This window comes from Paracoccus endophyticus (assembly GCF_003286075.1).
GTDB lineage: Bacteria > Pseudomonadota > Alphaproteobacteria > Rhodobacterales > Rhodobacteraceae > Paracoccus > Paracoccus endophyticus.
The window spans coordinates 143,303-162,214 of record NZ_QLUV01000002.1 but is presented as its reverse complement, the minus strand read 5'-3'; the positions used below and the strand labels follow the sequence as shown (position 1 = coordinate 162,214).

The 18,912-nt window shown below is 72.8% G+C and carries 18 protein-coding genes; 11 read left to right on the top strand and 7 right to left on the bottom strand.

The annotated features are described in order from the left end of the window. The first annotated feature begins 5 nt into the window (after positions 1 to 5). On the top strand, positions 6 to 119 hold the full coding sequence (locus DPQ23_RS04425; protein WP_112873478.1) for an MscL family protein: 114 nt from the start codon (positions 6 to 8) through the stop codon (positions 117 to 119). Positions 120 to 319: 200 nt separating this feature from the next. Here the strand turns inward: DPQ23_RS04425 and ald are convergent, their stop codons facing one another. Further along, positions 320 to 1,432 (bottom strand): alanine dehydrogenase, encoded by a 1,113-nt coding sequence (ald, locus tag DPQ23_RS04420; protein ID WP_112873477.1) that lies wholly within the window; start codon positions 1,430 to 1,432, stop codon positions 320 to 322. 135 nt (positions 1,433 to 1,567) lie between these two features. Here ald and DPQ23_RS04415 point away from each other — a divergent pair, with 135 nt between their 5' ends. After that, positions 1,568 to 2,029, top strand: a complete 462-nt coding sequence (locus DPQ23_RS04415) for an Lrp/AsnC family transcriptional regulator (RefSeq protein WP_112873476.1) — start codon at positions 1,568 to 1,570, stop codon at positions 2,027 to 2,029. Between the two features lie 122 nt (positions 2,030 to 2,151). Here DPQ23_RS04415 and mog read toward each other — a convergent pair whose 3' ends face one another. Then, positions 2,152 to 2,694 carry a molybdopterin adenylyltransferase gene (gene mog, locus DPQ23_RS04410; protein WP_112873475.1) on the bottom strand — a complete coding sequence of 181 codons (543 nt, stop codon included), beginning with the start codon at positions 2,692 to 2,694 and terminating at the stop codon, positions 2,152 to 2,154. A 224-nt stretch (positions 2,695 to 2,918) separates the two neighbouring features. Here mog and DPQ23_RS04405 point away from each other — a divergent pair, with 224 nt between their 5' ends. Genes DPQ23_RS04405 through DPQ23_RS04395 form a run of 3 tightly spaced genes read left to right on the top strand, consistent with a single transcriptional unit; the run spans position 2,919 to position 6,103 of the window. Further along, positions 2,919 to 3,572, top strand: a complete 654-nt coding sequence (locus DPQ23_RS04405) for a protein-L-isoaspartate O-methyltransferase family protein (RefSeq protein WP_112873474.1) — start codon at positions 2,919 to 2,921, stop codon at positions 3,570 to 3,572. 35 nt (positions 3,573 to 3,607) lie between these two features. Beyond that, positions 3,608 to 4,969 carry a TolC family outer membrane protein gene (locus tag DPQ23_RS04400; RefSeq protein WP_112873575.1) on the top strand — a complete coding sequence of 454 codons (1,362 nt, stop codon included), beginning with the start codon at positions 3,608 to 3,610 and terminating at the stop codon, positions 4,967 to 4,969. A gap of 48 nt (positions 4,970 to 5,017) precedes the next feature. Beyond that, the gene (locus tag DPQ23_RS04395) at positions 5,018 to 6,103 is read left to right on the top strand and encodes a hypothetical protein (RefSeq protein WP_112873473.1); all 1,086 of its coding nucleotides are present in this window, start codon (positions 5,018 to 5,020) and stop codon (positions 6,101 to 6,103) included. A gap of 434 nt (positions 6,104 to 6,537) precedes the next feature. Here DPQ23_RS04395 and DPQ23_RS04390 read toward each other — a convergent pair whose 3' ends face one another. Genes DPQ23_RS04390 through surE form a run of 3 tightly spaced genes read right to left on the bottom strand, consistent with a single transcriptional unit; the run spans position 6,538 to position 9,197 of the window. Further along, positions 6,538 to 7,686: a M23 family metallopeptidase gene (locus DPQ23_RS04390; RefSeq protein WP_112873472.1), complete on the bottom strand. Its 1,149-nt coding sequence runs from the start codon at positions 7,684 to 7,686 to the stop codon at positions 6,538 to 6,540. 30 nt (positions 7,687 to 7,716) lie between these two features. Next, entirely contained in the window at positions 7,717 to 8,403 is a 687-nt protein-coding gene (locus DPQ23_RS04385; protein ID WP_112873574.1) for a protein-L-isoaspartate(D-aspartate) O-methyltransferase, read from the bottom strand. Further along, entirely contained in the window at positions 8,403 to 9,197 is a 795-nt protein-coding gene (gene surE, locus DPQ23_RS04380; RefSeq protein WP_112873471.1) for a 5'/3'-nucleotidase SurE, read from the bottom strand. Before surE ends, DPQ23_RS04385 begins: the two co-directional genes overlap by 1 nt. Before the next feature lie 314 nt (positions 9,198 to 9,511). Here surE and DPQ23_RS04375 point away from each other — a divergent pair, with 314 nt between their 5' ends. From DPQ23_RS04375 to copM, 3 genes are all read left to right on the top strand, one after another. After that, the gene (locus tag DPQ23_RS04375; RefSeq protein WP_112873470.1) at positions 9,512 to 10,429 is read left to right on the top strand and encodes a sulfite exporter TauE/SafE family protein; all 918 of its coding nucleotides are present in this window, start codon (positions 9,512 to 9,514) and stop codon (positions 10,427 to 10,429) included. Next, positions 10,426 to 11,328, top strand: a complete 903-nt coding sequence (locus tag DPQ23_RS04370) for a TIGR02186 family protein (RefSeq protein WP_240602407.1) — start codon at positions 10,426 to 10,428, stop codon at positions 11,326 to 11,328. The genes DPQ23_RS04375 and DPQ23_RS04370 overlap by 4 nt, the downstream gene beginning before the upstream one ends. 127 nt (positions 11,329 to 11,455) lie before the next feature. Beyond that, the gene (gene copM, locus DPQ23_RS16100; protein ID WP_112873469.1) at positions 11,456 to 12,139 is read left to right on the top strand and encodes a CopM family metallochaperone; all 684 of its coding nucleotides are present in this window, start codon (positions 11,456 to 11,458) and stop codon (positions 12,137 to 12,139) included. Positions 12,140 to 12,272: 133 nt separating this feature from the next. On the opposite strand, the gene DPQ23_RS04360 is transcribed toward copM, so the two are convergent. After that, positions 12,273 to 13,454, bottom strand: a complete 1,182-nt coding sequence (locus tag DPQ23_RS04360) for a pyridoxal-phosphate-dependent aminotransferase family protein (RefSeq protein WP_112873468.1) — start codon at positions 13,452 to 13,454, stop codon at positions 12,273 to 12,275. 267 nt (positions 13,455 to 13,721) lie between these two features. Here DPQ23_RS04360 and DPQ23_RS04355 point away from each other — a divergent pair, with 267 nt between their 5' ends. The 3 genes from DPQ23_RS04355 to dinB all read left to right on the top strand — a co-directional run bounded on the left by DPQ23_RS04355 (position 13,722) and on the right by dinB (position 17,502). Continuing rightward, a complete protein-coding gene (locus tag DPQ23_RS04355; RefSeq protein ID WP_112873467.1) occupies positions 13,722 to 15,461 on the top strand; it encodes an ABC transporter ATP-binding protein in 1,740 nt (579 codons plus the stop codon). Then, the gene (gene ygfZ, locus DPQ23_RS04350) at positions 15,461 to 16,183 is read left to right on the top strand and encodes a CAF17-like 4Fe-4S cluster assembly/insertion protein YgfZ (protein WP_112873466.1); all 723 of its coding nucleotides are present in this window, start codon (positions 15,461 to 15,463) and stop codon (positions 16,181 to 16,183) included. The genes DPQ23_RS04355 and ygfZ overlap by 1 nt, the downstream gene beginning before the upstream one ends. Positions 16,184 to 16,410: 227 nt before the next feature. Then, positions 16,411 to 17,502: a DNA polymerase IV gene (gene dinB / locus DPQ23_RS04345; RefSeq protein ID WP_112873465.1), complete on the top strand. Its 1,092-nt coding sequence runs from the start codon at positions 16,411 to 16,413 to the stop codon at positions 17,500 to 17,502. Here dinB and DPQ23_RS04340 read toward each other — a convergent pair. Beyond that, a complete protein-coding gene (locus tag DPQ23_RS04340; RefSeq protein ID WP_112873464.1) occupies positions 17,499 to 18,788 on the bottom strand; it encodes an Nramp family divalent metal transporter in 1,290 nt (429 codons plus the stop codon). The two genes, dinB and DPQ23_RS04340, sit on opposite strands and share 4 nt — an antisense overlap. Positions 18,789 to 18,912: the final 124 nt, after the last annotated feature.

The window sequence follows — 18,912 nt, the reverse complement described above, 5'->3', positions numbered from 1 at the left end:
GAGACATGATCGGAGAGTTTCGCGATTTCATCGCCAAGGGCAATGTCATGGACACGGCCGTGGGCCTCATTGTCGGCGCGGCCTCCACGGCGATCGTCACTCGATGGGGAACGACCTGATGCAGCCGGCGCCGGAACCAGCGACCGGCGGCACCGATGTGTCCACCCCTTGCCGGCCGATGAACGGCGACGACCATCCCGCCGTTCAGGCCGCGCGCGATGCCCCGGTCCTTGCCTAGGGCAGCGTTCTGACGGCGGTCATCCCCTTCCTCATCATCGCCTTTGCGGTGGTCCTGCCGGTCAGGGGCGTGAACCGCAGGTCACGCCAGCACGTCCTCGGGCCTGACGGCCGCAATCCCCAGCGCCTCGCCCACCGGGGGCGAGGTCAGCGTGCCCGCGTGGACCGCCAGCCCCGCACGCAGATGCGGGTCCGTGGCCATCGCCTCGCGCCAGCCGCCCGCCAGCGCCAGCACGAAGGGCAGCGTGGCGTTCCCCAGCGCCTGCGTCGCGGTCCGCGCCACCGCGCCGGGCATGTTGGCCACGCAATAGTGCATGACGCCGTCCACCTCGTAGATGGGGTCCTGGTGGGTGGTCGGGCGCGAGGTTTCGAAGCAGCCGCCCTGGTCGATCGCCACATCGACCAGCGCCGCGCCCGGCAGCATCGTCGAAAGCTGCGCGCGCGACACCAGCCGGGGCGCGGCCGCACCCGGGATCAGCACCGCCCCGATCACCATGTCGGCGGTGGGCAGCAGGTCGGCGATGGCGCCCGCGCTGGAATACTGGGTCGTCAGCTTGCCCATGAAGATGTCGTCGAGATAGCTCAGCCGCGCCACGTTGCGGTCCAGCACGGTGACGTTCGCCCCCATGCCGACCGCGACGCGGGCCGCCGCCGTGCCCACCACGCCACCGCCGATGATGACCACGCGCGCGGGCCGCACGCCCGGCACGCCGCCCAGCAGCACGCCGCGCCCGCCGTTGGCCTTTTGCAGGGTCCATGCGCCCACCTGCGGGGCCAGCCGTCCCGCGACCTCGGACATCGGCGCCAGCAGCGGCAGCCCGCCGCGCGCGTCCGTCACCGTCTCATAGGCGATGGCGGTCGCGCCCGAGGCCAGCAACTCGCGCGTCTGGTCGGGATCGGGGGCAAGGTGCAGATAGGTGAACAGCACCTGCCCCTTGCGCAGCATCGCACGCTCGGCTGCCTGGGGTTCCTTGACCTTGACGATCATGTCCGCCTGCGCGAACACCCCGTCCGCATCCGGCACGATCCGCGCCCCTGCCGCGGCATAGGCGTCGTCGGCGAATCCCGACCCCAGCCCCGCCCCGGACTGGACCAGCACGCCATGGCCCCTGCCGACCAGTTCGCGCGCGGCATCGGGGGCAAGGCCCACGCGGAATTCCTGCGGCTTGATCTCTGTGGGACAACCGATCTGCACGGCACGCTCCTGTCGTTGGGGATGGTGGATGCTGTCACGGGGCGGACGCAAGTTTCTGCTTATCTTGCCCGGCTTGTGGGTCTAGCATCGCAGGGTCTCGCGGCGCTGGCCGCGCCCGTCGAAGGATCTGCGAGGATGGAGCATCTGGACGCAACCGACCGCCGCATCCTGTCGGTGCTGCAAAAGGACGGGCGGATCAGCAACGCGGACCTTGCCGCACGGGTGAACCTGTCGGCCAGCGCCTGCCACCGCCGCGTGCAGCGGCTGGAGGAGGCGGGCTTCATCGCCGGCTATGTCGCCCTGCTGAACCCCCGCAGCCTGGGCCGCACGACCACCGTCTTTGTCGAGATCACGCTGTCGGGACAGGCCGACGAGCTGCTGGACGCGTTCGAAAAAGCCGTCCGCGCGATCCCCGACGTGCTGGAATGCCACCTGATGGCGGGGACGGCCGATTACCTGGTCAAGGTCCTGGCCGAGGACACCGACGACTTTGCCCGCATCCACCGCCAGCACCTGTCGCGGCTGCCGGGCGTGGCGCAGATGCATTCGTCGTTCTCGCTGAGGACGGTGATGCAGACGACCGCGGTGCCGGTCTAGGCGTCCCCGGCAGCGCGGCGCTTGCCGCCCGCGCGCAGTCGTGCCGCCCTGATCGCAGGGCAGCCTTGTGCCGGTCCGGGGGGTGGGGGGCGGCGCGACGGCGGCGGATGCGGCCTGCCCGCTCAGCCCTTGGGCCGGAACGCCACGATCCGCGCGGGGTCCGTCTCGATCCGCGCGGCGCCGATCAGGTCCAGGCAATAGGGTACGGCGGCAAACACCGCGTCCAGGCAGGTGGCGATGGCCGCGGGCTTGCCCGGCAGGGTGATCATCAGGCAGGCGTCGCGGATGCCGGCGGTCTGGCGCGACAGGATCGCGGTCGGCACGCCCTCGTCCAGCGAGGCGCGGCGCATCGCCTCGCCAAAGCCGGGCAGCTCCTTTTCGATCACGTCGGCCAGCGCCTCGGGGGTTTCGTCGCGGGGCGCGGGGCCGGTGCCGCCGGTGATCAGGATCAGGTCGGCGCCGTCGCCGTCGGCCAGTTGCCGCAGGGTCGCGGCCACCCCCTCGCGCCCGTCGGGCACGATCCGGCGGGCGATCTCGGCCGGAGAGGTCAGGGTGGCGCGCAGCCACGCCTCGGCGGCGGGGCCGCCCTTGTCCTCGTACTCGCCGCGGCTTGCGCGGTCGGACACGGTGACGATGGCGATGCGGGCGGTGTGGCGTTGGGTCATGCGGACCTTGGGGCTGAGGGAATGGCAGGGACGATGGCGCGGCGCGGCCCGGCCCATCCTGCCCCGCCGTTTCGGCAAAGGGAACCGTCCCGGCAGCCGTGCGGGCCTATCACGGTTGCGCGAACCGCCGCCCCGCCGCGCCCTGCGGCGGTCCAGCGCAACGTTGCCCGCGGCGAAAAACCGTGCGAAGAACGGCCCAGATGCCTCAACCAGGTTCACCCTCGATGATCGATTTCCAGCAGCGCCGCACGATGATGGTGGACACCCAGGTCCGCCCCAACGACGTCACCAAGTATCCCGTGATCGCCGCCATGCTCGAGGTCCCGCGAGAGGAGTTCGTCCCCGATGCCCGCCGCGACATCGCCTATTCGGGCGAGAACGTGGACCTCGGCCATGGCCGGGTCCTGTTGGAGCCGCGGACCCTGGCCAAGATGATCGACGCGCTGGACGTGCAGCCGACCGACCTGGTCCTGGATGTGGGCTGCGGCCTGGGCTATTCGGCCGCGGTGCTGGGGCGGTTGGCGCAGGCGGTGGTCGCCGTCGAGCAGGACGCCGAGATGGCCGCCGCGGCGCAGGCGCGCCTGGCCGCCTGCGGCAGCGACAACGTGGCCGTGGTCCACGGCAAGCTGGTCGCCGGCGCGCCCGAGCAGGCGCCCTATGACGCCATCCTGATCGGCGCGGGGATCGAGCAGCTGCCCGACACCATCGCCGACCAGCTGGCCGACGGCGGCCGCATCATCGCCCTGTGGGTCGAGGGCGCGCTGGGCGTCGTGCGGCTGGGCACCCGCCTGGACGGGCGGCTGATGTGGCGCTTTGCCTTTCACGCCCATGCGCCCGTTCTGCCGGGCTTTGCCCATCCGCGCGGGTTCACGTTGTGAGCGCGCTGCGCCGGGGGCTTCTGGCCTGCGCCGTCATGCTGGCCGCCCTGCCCGCCCATGCCGAGACGCTGGCCGACACGATGGTCGCCGCCTATCGCCATTCCGCCCTGCTCGACCAGAACCGCGCCCTGCTGCGCGCCGCGGACGAGGACGTGGCCGTCTCCATGGCGGCGCTGCGCCCGATCGTGGAATGGGCGGCCTCGCATGAGTTCCAGCGCACCGACGGGACCGAGGCGGTGCAGACGTCGCTGCGGCTGGTGGCGCAGATGACGCTGTTCGACTGGGGCCGCAACCAGCTGGCGATCGACATCGCCAAGGAAAACGTGCTGGCCACCCGCGAATCGCTGATCGCCGTCGAACAGGACGTGCTGCTGACCGCCATCCAGGCCTATCTGGACGTGCGCTCGGCCGAGCAGCAGGTGGCGCTGCAGGAAAACTCGGTCAACCTGCTGGGCGAGGAACGCCAGGCCGCGCAGGACCGCTTTGACGTGGGCGAGATCACCTCGACCGACGTGGCCCTGGCCGAGGCGCAGCTGGCCGCGACCCGCGCCGGGCTGGCCTCGGCGCAGGGCGCGCTCGAGATCGCGCGCGAGAACTATCGCACGGCGGTCGGCCGCGCGCCGCGCGACCTTGCGCCGCCGCCGCCCCTGCCCGCGCGCCCCGCCTCGGTCGAGGCCGCGCAGGCGGCGGCCCGCCAGACGCACCCTGTCGTCCGCCAGGCCCAGCGCACCGCCGCCGCCGCCGAACTGCAGGTGGCCGCCGCCGCGGCCGAACGCAGCCCGACCGTGACCGGCAGCGTCGGCCTGTCGGCGACCCGCCAGCCGCAGACGACCCGCAACGCCTTCGGCCTGCCCGGCGGGACCGAGGCGAACAACTCGGGGACGCTGTCGGCCTCGATCCAGATGCAGCAGACGCTGTATTCCGGCGGCCGCCTGCCCGCCGTGCACCGCCGGGCGATGGCCAACCGCGATGCCGCACGGGCGACGCTGCTGAACTCGGCCCGCCAGGTCAGCCAGTCGGTGGGGATCGCCTGGGCCAACATCGACGTGGCACGCGCGCAGATCGCGGCCATCGACGAGCAGATCTCGGCCGCCCAGCAGGCCTATGAGGGCGTGCGCGAGGAGGCGACGCTGGGCGCGCGCACCACGCTGGACGTGCTGGACGCAGAACAGGACCTGCTGCAGGCGCGGGCCGACGCGATCACCGCGCAGGCCAACCTGCAATTAGCACATTATCAACTGTTGGCTGCTATGGGGGTCTTGACGGCACAAGACCTGAAGCTGGGGATCCCCACCTATGACCCATCGGCCTACTACACCGCAGTGCGCGACGCGCCCTATACCAGCCGCCAGGGCAAGAACCTGGACCGCGTCCTTCGCGCGATCGGCAAGGACTGAACCCGGCCAGGAAACCGGCGGGTGCGCCGCTTGTCAGGGGCGCGCGCGATGACCGAGATGCCCGCCCGCCACCTGCCCGGGACGCTGGCCACCCCGGCGCGGCCGGGAATGTCCCCCGACGACCTGGGCGACGTTCTCGCCTCGATCCGCCGACTGATCGCGCGCGAGGACGGGGACATGGCCCTGGCGGGGCCATCCCCGGAGGCGGCGGCGCCTTGGACCGCGCCGACGATGCTCCGCGACCCGGGCGGCACCGGGTTGCCGGCCGCGGCACAGCCGGGCCCAGCGTCCCGCGCCGTTCCGTTGCAGGCCGACCCCACCAGCGCGCAACCGCCTGCACCCCATGGCGACGCGGCGTCGCTGTTCGGCGCATCCCATCCCACCCCGGACCGCGGGGCGGTGAATGACAGCGCCCCGCTGCGCCTGCACCCCGATGCCCTGATCCCGCCCGCAGGCACGTTCCGGCGCCCCGAGGGGCGGCTGCGGCTGCGGTCCGTCCTGGAGGCGAACGAGGCACCGGCCGCGCCAGGCGGCTGGATCGGCGCGACCTGCGCGGGCGAGCCGTCCCCCTCGCGGGACATAGGCCTCGATGACGGGACCGTCGCGGGTGCGGCGGCTGTCGGGGACGTGCACGCCGACCTGCCCGCAGAGGAGGCCCTACACAATCCCGCCGCGGCGCTGCCTGGCACGCCGCACCCTCATCGCGCATTCACGCATCCCGTTGCCCCCGAGCACGCGGCCCTTGCAGCGCCTGTCCCGTCCCAGGCCCCATCGCTTGTTGTCGCCGGTGCGCCTGCCCTGTGGACGGCCGAGCCGTCAGGCGGCTGGGCTGCGGCGCTGCCGCACGGCGAAGCCGACACCTTTCACAGTGCCGAGCCGCGTGCGCCCACAATCGCTGTCGAGCCCGCGGCCCTGCCCGAACCCCCTGCGCCGGCGTCCACGCTGCTGGCCGACGCGCCGCCGGCACCCGCCAGCCTGCGCGGCCTGGTCCGCGCGGCGATCCGCCAGGAAATCGAGGGCGAGATCGACCGGCTGGTCCACGGGCCGCTGCACCGCCTGATCCGCGCCGAGGTGGCGCGCGCCGTGGCCGAGGTCTTTGACAGCACCGAGATTGTCAGGCCCGGCCAGGGCTGACCGCTGCGGGGGAACGCCTGCAATCGTGGCGCGCGTGGGTCCTTGCCGGCCCTGCGCGACTGGATCAGGCCGGTCCATCCCCTTGCGGGGCGGCTGCGGGCAAGCCTGCCCCGGGTCGTTGCCCACGCCCTGCGGCACCCGGACCTCGGCGCGCGGGATTGCCCCGGGCCGCCAGGAGCGCCCTGCGGAGAGGGGCCAAGGCGCGGCGGTCCTTCTCAGAAGGGCAGGCCGCAGCAGGCGGGTTTCGGTCGCGTACAGAGAACTGGGGGCCTGCTGTAGAACGCTTGCGAACCCTGAACGGAAGCGAACCGACCGTCGCGGCCGTGCGGGAAGGCACGCCACGGCAGGCGATGGCCGTGCCTTGCAGATACTCCTCGGAGTCCACGCTGTCGAAATACCAGCGCCCAACCCTGGGGCGCCCCGATGACCGTGCCTTACAGATACCCCTCGGGGTCCACGCTGTCGAAGCCCTTGCGAACCTCGAAATGCACGACGCCTTCGCTGCGGGCGGTGCCGATGGACTGTCCGGCCTTGACGCTGTCGCCCTTGGCGACCGTCAGGCCCTCGATGCCCGCATAGACCGTCATCAGCCCGCCGTCGTGGCGCACGACGACGATGGGCACGCCGTCGGTGTCGCGGGTCACGGCGGCCACGGTGCCGGACGACGCCGCCTTGACCGGCGTGCCGGGTGCGGCGGAAATGTCGATCCCCTCGTTCGTGCCCTTCTTGTAGGGGCGCACGATCGCGCCGTTCACCGGCATGCCGAACCGGCCGCTGCCCGACGCGGCGGTGCGGCTTTTCCCCAGGTCGGGGGCGGCCGCCTTGGGGGGCGGGGCCGAGGCCGGGGCCGTGCGCTCGGCCGGCAGCGGCTTGGCTGCGGACGGCGGCTGCGGCGTGGGCGAGCCGCTGCCCGGTGCCGTCACGACGGCCACGGTCGTGGCTCCCGCGGCGGGGGGGATCGTCAGGCGCTGCCCCAGCCGCACGGCCATGCTGGCGGGCAGCGCGTTGGCCTTGGCCAGCGCATCGACCGACAGCCCGTACTTGCGAGAGATCGACCACGCCGTCTCGCCCGCGGCGACCGTGTGGGACCGCGCGGCGACCTGCACCGGCGCCTGGGCGGCGCCCTGCGCGGGGGCCTGCGAGGCGGGCGCGGCGGCGACGCGCGTTCCGGCGGGGGGAATTGTCGGCTGTCGCACACCCTGCCCGGCAAACGGGTCGTTGACCTGCGCCGCCGTGCCTGCCGCGGGCGCGGGTCGTCCCCACGGCAGGGTGAACCGCGGCATCGTCATCCGAGAGCCGGGCCCCTGCGCCGCGCCCGTCTGCGGGGTTCCCGCGGGAACCGCGGCCGCCTGGGGCGACCCGACCTGCGGCATGGCGACCTGGGGCATGGCCACTTGCGGCATCGCGACCTGCGGCATCCGCATGCGCGACATGGCCAGCGGCGTCGAGGCCGCAGGCCCCTGCACCACGCCGCCCGGCGGCGCGGGGGCCGATCCCGGCGCGCCGGCGATGGGCTGCACGCAGCCCGACAGCGCCAGGATCAGCGCGCAGGACCCTGCGCGCGGCGAAAATCGTGTGACCATCTGCCCGTCCTCATCGTTCGTCTTCGGGGGTCATGTCTGTCCCAACCCCTCGATCAGCGGCACGAACCGCACCTGCCGCAGCTCGTCGTAGGCATAGCCCGTCCCCGTCCGCGTCACGCGGATCAGGGTCTGCACCGCGTCCGACTGCCCGACCGGCACCACCATGATACCCCCGATCTTCAGTTGCGACAACAGCGGCCCCGGCGGGTCCTCGGCCGCGGCGGTCACCATGATGCGATCAAAGGGCGCCTGCTCGGGCAGCCCGCGCGAGCCGTCGGCCACCCGCGCGGTGATGTTGGTCAGGCCCAGCTCGCGAAAGATCGCCTCGGCCTCGGCGACCAGGCGGCGGTGGCGGTCCACCGTCAGCACCCGCCGGCACAGCACCGACAGGACCGCCGCCTGGTATCCGCTGCCGGTCCCGATCTCCAGCACGGTGTCGCGGGGGCCGGGGTTCAGCGCCTGGGTCATCAGCCCCACGACGCTGGGCTGGCTGATGGTCTGGCCGCAGGCGATGGGCAGCGGCGTGTCGTCATAGGCCCGGTCCTCGAAATGGCCGCGCACAAAGGCGCCGCGGTCGATCCGCTCCATCGCGGCCAGGACCCGGGGGTCCGTCACCCCGCGCGAGCGCAGCGCCAGCAGCAGGCGCATCTGCCGTTCGGCCGGTGCGGGGCGCGGGCCGTCGCCTGCCGCGGGGTCGGGGCTGTCCTCGGCGGCCATCATCCCTCGTCCAGAACGGCGGCCAGACGGCCGGTCTCGACCCGGCAGGTGATGTCGGGCCGCATCGGCGTGACCGAGATGTAATGCGCGCCCAGCGCCTCGACATCGCTGCCGGGCGTCGCCGGGGCATGCTGCGGGCCGCCGGTGATCCACAGGAACCGCCGGCCGTTCGGGGCGACATGGGGCTGCACCCCGAACCGCACGCCGCGCCGGCGGCCCTGGGGCGCGACGCGCGTGCCGCGCACGCCGGCGGCCCCGCAGGGGGGAAAGTTGACGTTGTAGAACAGGCGGAAATCGTCCTCGGCCGTCCAGTCGGCGCGGTCCAGCAGGGCGCGGACCACCCGCGCGCCATGGCTGCGCGCGCATTGGAACGGGTCGTCCAGCCGCGCCGTCTCGGGCCCCAGGTACTGCGACAGCGCGATCGCCGGCAGGCCCTGCAGCGCCGCCTCCATCGCGCCGCCGATGGTGCCGGAATACATCACGTTCTCGCCGGCGTTGTTGCCGCGGTTCACCCCCGACAGCACCAGATCGGGGGGCGATCCCACCATGATGTCGGCCAGGGCCGCCAGCACGCAGTCGGCTGGGCTGCCCTCGGCCGCCCAGCGGCGGGGCGCCATCTCGGCGATCATGGTGGGGTGGGTATAGCTGATGCAATGCGCCACGCCCGACTGCTCGAACGCGGGGGCGACGGTCCAGACCTCGCCCCCGGGCCCGGCCAGTTCGCCCGCGATATCCTCCAGCGCCGCCAGTCCCGGCGCGTTGATGCCGTCGTCGTTGGTGATCAGTATCCGCATGCTGCCCCTTTTCGCGCCCGCGCGCCGCCTGTGTCGTCCGCGCCTGTGCGCCCCCCGGCCCGCGCCGGCGGGCCTCTCTTGCGCCAGCCATCTTGTGGGCACACGGCGCAGGCGCAAGGGGCGCCGCCCCCGGCCCCCCGCGGGTCCCCGGACCGCGTGCGGACGCCGCCCTTGCCAGCGACCAGAATCCGCACCGGCCCGCCGCCCGTCCGCACCCTGATTAGCCGGGCCGGACGCACTGTGGCAAGCTGCACGCGAATCGCCGTTTGACCTGCATTGCGGCCCCGGTCAGGATGAGAAAAACGCAGGCGGCCATGCAGATCTATCTTCCCATCGCCGAAGTGTCGGTGGACGCTTTCATGCTGGTCGCCCTGGGCGGCGTCGTCGGGCTGATGAGCGGGCTGTTCGGCGTCGGCGGCGGGTTCCTGATCACGCCGCTGCTGTTCTTCATCGGCATCCCCCCCGCGATCGCGGTGGCGACCGGCGCCAACCAGGTCGTCGCCTCGTCCTTTTCCGGGGTTCTGGCGCATCTGAAACGCAAGACGGTCGATGTCCGCATGGGGGTCGTGCTGCTGATCGGCGGCATTGCCGGGTCGGCGCTGGGGGTGGGCGTGTTCGTCCTGCTGCGGCGATGGGGCCAGGTCGAACTGGTGGTCCAGCTCAGCTATGTCGTGTTCCTGGGCTTCATCGGGCTGACGATGCTGCGCGAAAGCCTGGGCGCGCTGCGCGCCTCGCGTGCGGCCGCGCCGCCGCGGCGGCGGCTGCACGCGCACAGCTGGGTCCACCGCCTGCCCTGGAAGATGAAGTTCCGCGCCTCGGGGCTGTACATCAGCGTGATCCCGCCCCTGCTGGTCGGGCTGGCGGTGGGGGTGCTGGCCGCGATCATGGGGGTGGGCGGCGGCTTCATCATGGTGCCCGCGATGATCTATCTGCTGGGGATGCCGACCAAGGTCGTGATCGGCACCTCGCTGTTCCAGATCGCGGCGGTCAGCGCCTTCACCACGCTGATGCACGCGGTCAGCTCCAACACCGTGGACATCATGCTGGCGGTGCTGCTGATCGTGGGGGGCGTGATCGGCGCGCAGGTGGGCACGCAATGGGGCGCCAAACTGCGCGCCGAGCAGTTGCGCGTGCTGCTGGCGCTGCTGGTGCTGGCTGTCTGCGGCAAGCTGGCCTTCGACCTGGTGGCGCGGCCCGACGACCTGTATTCGCTGGCGCGGGGCCAGGGATGACCGGCCCGGACGCCCCCGCCCGCGGGCCCTGGCGCGGGGCCGCGCGGCTGGCGCTTGTGGCGGCGCTGGCCGGGGCCGCGCCCGCGATGGCGCAGGACGGCGCGTCCCCTGCCGCGGGGGCGCAGGCGGCGGACACGCCCGTTCCGCCCGGTCCCACGCGCACGACGATCCCCGCCCCCCGCCCCCCGGCCGAGGAGGTCGTGGCGGGCCTGTCGCAGGACGACGTGGCGATCACCACCAGCTTCGACGGCTCGCAGATCCTGATCTATGGCGCGGTCAAGCGGCAGACGCCGATCCCGGCCGGCCCCGGACTGGGCGTGATCGTGACCGTCGAGGGGCCGTCCCAGCCCGTCACCGTCCGCCGCAAGGAGCGCCGCGCCGGCATCTGGATCAATGCCGAACAGCTCGAGATCGGGGCCGCGCCCGATTTCTATGTCGTCGCCACCAGCGCACCGCTGGACACGCTGCTGACGCCCGAAAGCGACACGCAGTACCGCATCTCGCCGGCCTTGGCGGTGCGGTCGTTCGCGGGCCCCGTCGAGATCGAGGACGCCACCGCCTTTACCGAGGCGCTGCTGCGCCTGCGCACCGAACAGGGGCGATACCGCGTGGACGAGGGCACCGTCCGCGTCGTCGAGGAGACGCTGTTTCGCGCCGATGTCACGCTGCCGTCGAACCTGATCGAGGGCACCTACAAGGCGCGCATCCTTCTGGTGCGGGGCGGCCGGGTGGTGGACGTCCACCGCGCGCCCATCGAGGTGCGCAAGGTCGGGCTGGAGCTGTGGCTCTATCGTCTCTCGCTGGAACAGCCGTTCTGGTACGGGCTGATGTCGCTGGCCATCGCCATGGTGGCGGGCTGGGCGGCCTCGACCGCGTTCCGGGCGCTGCGGCGGACCTGACCCGCATCCGGGGCGGGCGACGCGCAAAGGCGATGCGGCAGGGCGATCCCTGCGCCGCGGGCCGCCGGCCGGACCCGCAGGGCGGGGTGCGGCGTTGGGGCGTCACACCACAAGGGAGATCACCGCCATGACAGCCGTCCTTACTGGTCCGACCACACGCCGCGCGCCCCCGCGCGCCCTGATCGGCGCGGCCCTGCTGACGCCCCTGCTGGCGCTGTCGGCCGTCGCCCAGACGACGCCGGCCGCCGACACCGCCGCCCCTGCCGCGACCGCACCCGCCCCCGCCGCAGCCCCTGCGGCATCGGGCGCGCAGGACCACGGCACAGGCCACGCCATGCCCGCGGCCCAGTCGCCCGCGCCGGGCACGCCCGCCTCGACCGCCGCCTATCAGGCGGCGATGGACAAGATGCACATGGGCATGGCGATCGCCTATACCGGCAACGCCGACGTCGATTTCGTACGCGGCATGATCCCGCACCATCAGGGCGCGATCGACATGGCCCGGATCCAGCTGGAACACGGCACCGACCCTGAACTGCGCAAAATGGCCGAGGAGATCATCGCCGCCCAGGAAGACGAGATCGCGACGATGCAGGCGTGGCTTGAAAAGAACGCGCCCGATGCCGCCCGCGCCGATGCTGCCAAGACGGAATCGATGGCCGCCAGCAGCCCCGTGACCGGCCAGCCGCCCGAGGCAAAGCCTGCCGGGGCCGAAACCCCCGCCGCCGCGCCCGAGGCAAAGCCCGCCGAAGGCGGCGCGACCGCCCCGCAGGCCAAGCCGGCCCACCCCACCGCCCCGGCCTCGAACTGACGCCCCTGCCCCGCCGGTCGCCCGGCGGGGCTTTCCCGCCCGCCCTGCCGCCACGCAGGGCGGGACGCACGCCGGGACAACCAGGCGCTCGATGGCGCCCCGGCCTTTCACCCGGCAGGACGCACCGGCGCGCTCAGGGGGCGTGGCCGGCCAGCCGCCCGATCTCGGCCGCCGCGGCGGCCACGCCGCCCGCTCCGTGCGAGATGCCCAGCGCCATCATCCCGGCTTCGACCACCGCCAGCGTGCCCAGCAGCCCGTGGGCGCTGACATGGCCCATGTGCGCGATCCGCAGCGCGTCGGCGGGCGTCTCGGCGCCCAAGCCGATCCCCAGCGTCAGGCCCGCGTTGCGCTCGGTCCAGGCCCGCAGGCGGTCCGCGCCGGGCAGCCGCACGGCCGTCACCGACCAAGCCCGCGCGTTCGGGTCGGGCACACTGGCGGCGATGCCGCTGCCGTTCGCGCCCCAGGCGTCCAGCGCGGCCCAGGTCGCGCGGGCCAGCCCCTCGTGGCGCTGCCAGGCGGCCGCGAGCCCCTCCTCGTCCAGCAGCATCGCCAGCGCCTCGGCCAGGCCGTACAGATGCTGCACCGGCGGCGTGCCGCCCCAGAACCGCCACAGTTCCTCGGCGCGGGCGCGGGGGGTCCAGTCCCAATAGGGGGTGGCCGCGCCCCGGCCCGCCGCCACCCGATCGGAAAACCACACGAACGCCAGGCCCGCAGGCACCATCAGCCCCTTCTGGCTGGCCGAGACCAGCACATCGACACCCCAGTCGTCCATCATCATCGGCTCGCACCCCAGCGAGGCGATGGCGTCCACCGCCAGCGCCGCAGGGTGACCGCCCATTGCGGCGCGCAGCGCGGGGATGTCGGCGCGCACGGAACTGGCGGTGTCCACCTGGCAGACCAGCACGGCGCGGATCGCGCCCGCGCGGTCGGCCGCCAGCCGGTCGGCCAGACGCTGCGGGTCGGGGGCGGCGGCGTTGCCGAAGTCGATCTCCTCGACCTCGACCCCGATGGCGCGGGCGGTGGCGGCCCACGAGCGGCCGAAATGCCCGCTGGTCAGCACCAGCGCCCGGTCGCCGGGCGCAAACAGGTTGATGTTGGCGGCCTCCCACCCGGCGTGGCCGTTTCCGATATAGGCGGCAAGGTTCTGGCGCGTGCCCGCCAGCCGCCCGAGGTCGGCCATCAGCCGCAGGTTCATCTGCGTCAGCGCCTCGCCATAGATGTCGGGCGAGGCCCGGTGCATCGCCCGCAGCACCCGGTCGGGAACGGGCGAGGGGCCCGGAATGGCAAGCACGGGACGGCCGGCGGCGAAACTCATGAACGACCTCGACAGGATGGGACGGCAAATGCCTAGGGCGGCATCGCGCGGCCGTCCAGTGGGCGTCCGGGTGGGCCAACGGGCGGCCGTCGTGGGGCGAGCCAGCGGCAGGGCAGCGCCGCCGCGCCGCCCGCCGGGTCGCAGCCGCCCCGACAACGGTCGCACGCCCAACGCCTTCACGGCAGTCCGCACGGCCGGCAACCGTCCGCCACCTTTCCAACCCTCCTGCGCCGCGCTATCCGTGGCCCCTGATCTGGGAAGGAGCCCATGCCCACACGCGCCGACCGACCGCGCGGCCTGGCGGCCCGCCTGTGGCGCGATTACCTGCGCCCCTTCTGGCCGCGCATGGCCGTGGCCAGCGTGCTGATGGTGATCGAGGGCTCGACCCTGGCGATCCTTTCCTGGATGCTCAAGCCGCTGTTCGACCGGGTGTTCGTCGGCCGCGACGCCAGCGCGATCTGGTGGGTGGGGGCGGCGATCCTGGCGCTGTTCGTGATCCGCGCGCTGACCTACATCAGCACGCGCGCGATCCTGACCTCGGTGCAGCAGGGCGTCGCGGTGGCGATGCAGTCGGACCTGCTGCGCCACATGCTGACGCTGGACGGCGCGTTCTTTCAGGTGAACCCGCCCGGCGCGCTGATCGAGCGCGTGCAGGGCGACACGCAGGCGGTGCAGGGGATCTGGACGACCTTCATCACCGGCGCCGGACGCGATGCGGTGTCGCTGGTGGCACTGTTCGGGGTGGCCATCGCCATTGATCCGTGGTGGACGCTGGCCGCGGTCGTCGGCGCGCCGCTGCTGATCCTGCCCACGGTGTTCGTCCAGCGGTACGTGCGACGCAAGACGCGGCAGACCCGCGCCGACGCCAGCCTGCGCGCGACGCGGCTGGACGAGGTGCTGCACGGCATCGCGGCCGTCCGGCTGAACCGGATGGAGGCGTATCAGTCCGGCCGGTTCGACCGGATCATCACCGCCATCCGCCGCCGCCAGACCAAGGTCAGCGCGATCTCGGCGGTGATCCCGGCGCTGATCGACGTGGTGACGGGCCTGGGCTTTGTCGGCGTGCTGGCGCTGGGGGGCGCGCAGGTCATGCGCGGGGAACGCACGGTCGGCGACTTCATGTCGTTCTTCACCGCGCTGGCGCTGGCCTTCCAGCCGCTGCGCCGCCTGGGGGGGCTGGCGGGGGGCTGGCAGACCGCCGCCACGTCGCTGGAACGCATCTATGCGATCTTCGACACGCATCCCACGATCCGGTCCGGGCGGCGCAGCGCCCCGCCCGAGGATACCACGATCCGGCTGGAGGACGTGCATCTGGCCTATGGCGCGCATCCGGTGCTGCGCGGGCTGACCTTCACGGCCGAGGCGGGACGGACCACCGCGCTGGTCGGCCCCTCGGGGGCGGGCAAGTCCACCGTGTTCAACCTGCTGACGCGCATGGCGGATCCCACGGCGGGCACGGTGACGCTGGGGGGCATCCCGGTCGCGGACTTCGACCTGGGGACGCTGCGCGACCAGTTCTCGACCGTCAGCCAGGACAGCGCGCTGTTCGACGAGACGCTGCGCGAGAACATCGTGCTGGGCCAGGACGTGCCCGAGGACCGGCTGCGCCGCGCCGTGACCGCGGCCCGCGTCGCGGATTTCGCCGACGCCCTGCCCGCGGGGCTGGAGACACCGGCAGGGCCGCGGGGATCGGCGCTGTCGGGGGGCCAGCGCCAGCGCGTCGCCATCGCCCGCGCGCTGCTGCGCGACGCGCCCGTCCTGCTGCTGGACGAAGCGACCTCGGCGCTGGACGCCGCGTCCGAACGGCTGGTCCAGCAGGCGCTGGAAGAGCTGAGCGCCGGGCGCACCACGCTGGTCATCGCGCACCGCCTGTCCACGATCCGGGCGGCCGACAAGATCGTGGTGATCGAGGCGGGGCGGGTTGTCGAACAGGGGACGCATGACCAGTTGATGGCGGCGAACGGCACCTATGCGGCGCTGGTTCGCCTGCAATTCGGAGGCGACTGATGCGGACCATCCTGCGCGTGACCGGCGCCGACCGCGTGACCTTCCTGCAGGGGCTGGTCACCAACGACGTGACCCGCGCGCCCTGCTGGGCCGCGCTGCTGACCCCCCAGGGCAAGTATCTGGCCGATTTCCTGATCGTGCCCGACGCCGAGGCGCTGCTGATCGACGTGGACGCGCGGCTGGCCGACGACCTGGCGCGGCGGCTGTCGATGTATCGGCTGCGGTCCGACGTGCAGATCGAGCGGTCGCCGATGACGGTCGCCCGCGGCACGGGGCCTGCGCCCGCGGGCGCCATTCCCGATCCGCGCCACCCGGCGCTGGGCTGGCGCCACTATGGCGCGGCGGCCGAGGACGCGACCGACTGGGATGCGATCCGCGTCGCCCATGTCATTCCCGAAACGCTGGTCGAGCTGATCCCGAACGAGACCTTCGTGCTCGAGGCCGGGTTCGAACGGCTGCACGGCGTCGATTTCCGCAAGGGCTGCTATGTGGGCCAGGAGGTGACGGCGCGCATGAAGCACAAGACCGACCTGCGCAAGGGCCTGGTCGGGGTCACGGTCGAGGGCGCGCCCCCGGTCGGCACCCCCATCCTGATGGACGACGGGCGCGAGGCGGGAACGCTGTTCACGCAGTCCGGCGATCGCGCCATCGCCCATCTGCGGTTCGACCGCATGGCGGGGCCGCTGACCGCGGGCGAGGCGCGGATCAGCGCGGCGGGGTGATGCCGGGCGCCGCATCCCGCCGCATCCCGCCGCACCGGGCCAGCACAGGACGGCGGGCGCGGGACTGCATGGTGCGGGCGCACCGATGACGACAGGGCGCGCCACGCGGCGCACCGGCCGGACCTTTCGGCCACAGGGGACACACGGGCGGCCCGTCGTCCCTGCCCGACCGGCCCGCTGCGGGACCGCGCCCCTGGCCGCCCGCGCGCCGTGACCCGCCGCGCGCCATGACTTCGCCTGATCCTGCCGCGGTCCGCCGGATCGTCCACATCGACATGGACGCCTTTTTCGCCAGCGTCGAGCAGCGCGACGATCCCGCGCTGCGCGGCAGGCCGGTCGCGGTCGGCGGGTCCAGCCTGCGCGGGGTCGTCGCCGCCGCCAGCTACGAGGCGCGGCCCTTCGGCGTGCGCTCGGCGATGCCCTCGGTGCGCGCGGCGCGGCTGTGCCCGGGGCTGGTCTTCGTCAAGCCGCGGTTCGAGGTCTACAAGGCCGTCAGCCAGCAGATCCGCGCCATCTTCGCCCGCTTTACCCCGGTGATCGAGCCGCTGTCGCTGGACGAGGCCTATCTGGACCTGACCGACCATCTGGACGGCCGCACGGCGACCCGAATCGCGCAGGAGATCCGGGCGCTGATCCGGGCCGAGACCGGGCTGACCGCCTCGGCCGGGGTCAGTTACAACAAGTTCCTGGCCAAGCTCGCCTCGGACCAGAGGAAACCCGACGGGCTGTTCGTCATCCCGCCCGAGGCAGGGCCGGAGTTCGTGCTGTCGCTGCCCATCGGGCGGTTCCACGGGATCGGCCCGGCGACCGCGGCCAAGATGGAACGCCACGGCATCCGCACCGGCGCCGACCTGCGCCGCCAGACGCAGGCATTCCTGATCGCGCGCTTTGGCAAGTCGGGGCAGTACTACTTCGACGTGGCCCGCGGCATCGACCATCGCCCCGTGCGCCCCGACCGCATCCGCAAGTCCATCGGCGCCGAGACGACGTTTCTCGACGACATCCACGACCCCGCCGCCGCCGCCGCCGCGCTGGCGCCCTTGGCGGACAAGGTCTGGCGGCACGCCGAGGCGCACGGCCTGGGCGGGCGCACCGTGACGCTGAAGGCCAAGTACAGCGATTTCCAGATCGTCACCCGCGCCCACAGCCTGCCGCGCCCGGTGGCGTCCCGGGCCATGCTGCTGGCGCAGGCGGTGGCGCTGTTGGCGCAGGTGCTGCCCGATCCCCGCGGCGTGCGGCTGCTGGGGGTGACGCTGTCGGGGCTGGGGACCGCGCCCGAAGGCCCTGCGCCTCCCGACCAGCTGAGCCTGTTCGACTAGCCCAGGAACCAGATCGGCAGGCCGAAGGCCCCGGCCAGCAGGACGAAGTTCAGCGTCAGCACCACGGCCGCGCCGATCGCCGCCAGCACCCGCACCGGCCACGAGGCGACGAACTCGCCCATCACCCGGCGCTGCGCGGTGAACCAGACCAGCGCCAGCATCGGCACCGGCAGCGCGATCGACAGCACGACCTGGCTCATCACCAGGGCGTCGGTCGCGTTGACCCCCGCCGCGACGACGGCGAAGGCCGGCACCATCGTCACCAGCCGGCGCACCCAGATCGGGACATAAAAGCGCAGGAACCCCTGCATGATGACCTGCCCGGCCATGGTCCCCACGACCGACGACGAGATGCCGGACGCGATCAGCGACACCAGGAACACAGTCGCGGCCATGCCCCCCAGGAGCGGGGTCAGCATCAGATAGGCGGTCTCGATCTCGGCGACCTCGACCTTCCCCTCGAAAAAGGCGGCGGCAGCCATGATGATCATGGCGGCGTTGATCATCCCGGCAATGGCCAGCGCGACCACCACCTCGACGTTGGAAAACCGCACGAGCTTGCGGCGCTGGGCCAGGGTGGCGCCGGGCATGCGTTCCGCCGTCAGCCCGGAATGCAGGAAGATCGCGTGCGGCATGACGGTCGCCCCGATGATCCCCACCGCGATGGTCAGCGCGCCCATGTCGGGCAGCGCGGGGGTGACGAACCCCGAACCCGCCGCGGCCCAGTCCACCGGGGCGATGAACAGCTCGACCAGATAGCACAGGCCGATGATGCCGACGAAGGCCGCGATCACCAGTTCCATCGGGCGAAAGCCGCGCCCGCCCAGCATCAGGATCGCATAGGTGATGACGGCGGTGACGGCCATGCCCCAGATCAGCGGCAGCCCGAACAGCAGCGACAGCCCGATGGCGCCGCCCAGGAACTCGGCCAGGTCGGTGGCCATCGCGGCGATTTCCGAGATCACCCACATCACCCAGACCAGCGGCCGGGGCAGGTTGTCGCGGCTGACCTCGGCCAGGTTCTGGCCCGTGGCGATCCCCAGCCGCGCCGACAGCGACTGGAACAGCATGGCGATCAGGTTCGCCATCAGCACGACCCACAGCAGCGCAAAGCCGTATTTCGCCCCCGCCTGAATGTTGGTCGCATAGTTGCCGGGGTCCATATAGGCGATGGACGCGATCACCGCCGGACCGGCGAACAGCAGGAACGACATCCGCCCCCCGCGCCCGGCCAGCGCCTCGACCATGCCGTGGCGGGTGCGGTCGGTCAGCGTGTCGGAGCCCATCAGGCCGGGGCCGTGGGCGGGTTGCGTCGGGGCAGTGATGAGGGTCGGGCGCACGGGGGGCCTTTGGACGGGGCTGAGTCGCCGTGAAATGTAGCCTTGGCTACACTCGTGTCAACCAGGCAAC

Bases quoted from the DNA above. Each gene is read 5' to 3' on its own strand.
- DPQ23_RS04425 (WP_112873478.1), top strand. From the start codon at position 6: ATGATCGGAGAGTTTCGCGATTTCATCGCCAAGGGCAATGTCATGGAC.
- DPQ23_RS04415 (WP_112873476.1), top strand. From the start codon at position 1,568: ATGGAGCATCTGGACGCAACCGACCGCCGCATCCTGTCGGTGCTGCAA.
- mog (WP_112873475.1), bottom strand. From the start codon at position 2,694: ATGACCCAACGCCACACCGCCCGCATCGCCATCGTCACCGTGTCCGAC.
- DPQ23_RS04405 (WP_112873474.1), top strand. From the start codon at position 2,919: ATGATCGATTTCCAGCAGCGCCGCACGATGATGGTGGACACCCAGGTC.
- DPQ23_RS04400 (WP_112873575.1), top strand. From the start codon at position 3,608: ATGCTGGCCGCCCTGCCCGCCCATGCCGAGACGCTGGCCGACACGATG.
- DPQ23_RS04395 (WP_112873473.1), top strand. From the start codon at position 5,018: ATGACCGAGATGCCCGCCCGCCACCTGCCCGGGACGCTGGCCACCCCG.
- DPQ23_RS04390 (WP_112873472.1), bottom strand. From the start codon at position 7,686: ATGGTCACACGATTTTCGCCGCGCGCAGGGTCCTGCGCGCTGATCCTG.
- DPQ23_RS04385 (WP_112873574.1), bottom strand. From the start codon at position 8,403: ATGGCCGCCGAGGACAGCCCCGACCCCGCGGCAGGCGACGGCCCGCGC.
- surE (WP_112873471.1), bottom strand. From the start codon at position 9,197: ATGCGGATACTGATCACCAACGACGACGGCATCAACGCGCCGGGACTG.
- DPQ23_RS04375 (WP_112873470.1), top strand. From the start codon at position 9,512: ATGCAGATCTATCTTCCCATCGCCGAAGTGTCGGTGGACGCTTTCATG.
- DPQ23_RS04370 (WP_240602407.1), top strand. From the start codon at position 10,426: ATGACCGGCCCGGACGCCCCCGCCCGCGGGCCCTGGCGCGGGGCCGCG.
- copM (WP_112873469.1), top strand. From the start codon at position 11,456: ATGACAGCCGTCCTTACTGGTCCGACCACACGCCGCGCGCCCCCGCGC.
- DPQ23_RS04360 (WP_112873468.1), bottom strand. From the start codon at position 13,454: ATGAGTTTCGCCGCCGGCCGTCCCGTGCTTGCCATTCCGGGCCCCTCG.
- DPQ23_RS04355 (WP_112873467.1), top strand. From the start codon at position 13,722: ATGCCCACACGCGCCGACCGACCGCGCGGCCTGGCGGCCCGCCTGTGG.
- ygfZ (WP_112873466.1), top strand. From the start codon at position 15,461: ATGCGGACCATCCTGCGCGTGACCGGCGCCGACCGCGTGACCTTCCTG.
- dinB (WP_112873465.1), top strand. From the start codon at position 16,411: ATGACTTCGCCTGATCCTGCCGCGGTCCGCCGGATCGTCCACATCGAC.
- DPQ23_RS04340 (WP_112873464.1), bottom strand. From the start codon at position 18,788: ATGGGCTCCGACACGCTGACCGACCGCACCCGCCACGGCATGGTCGAG.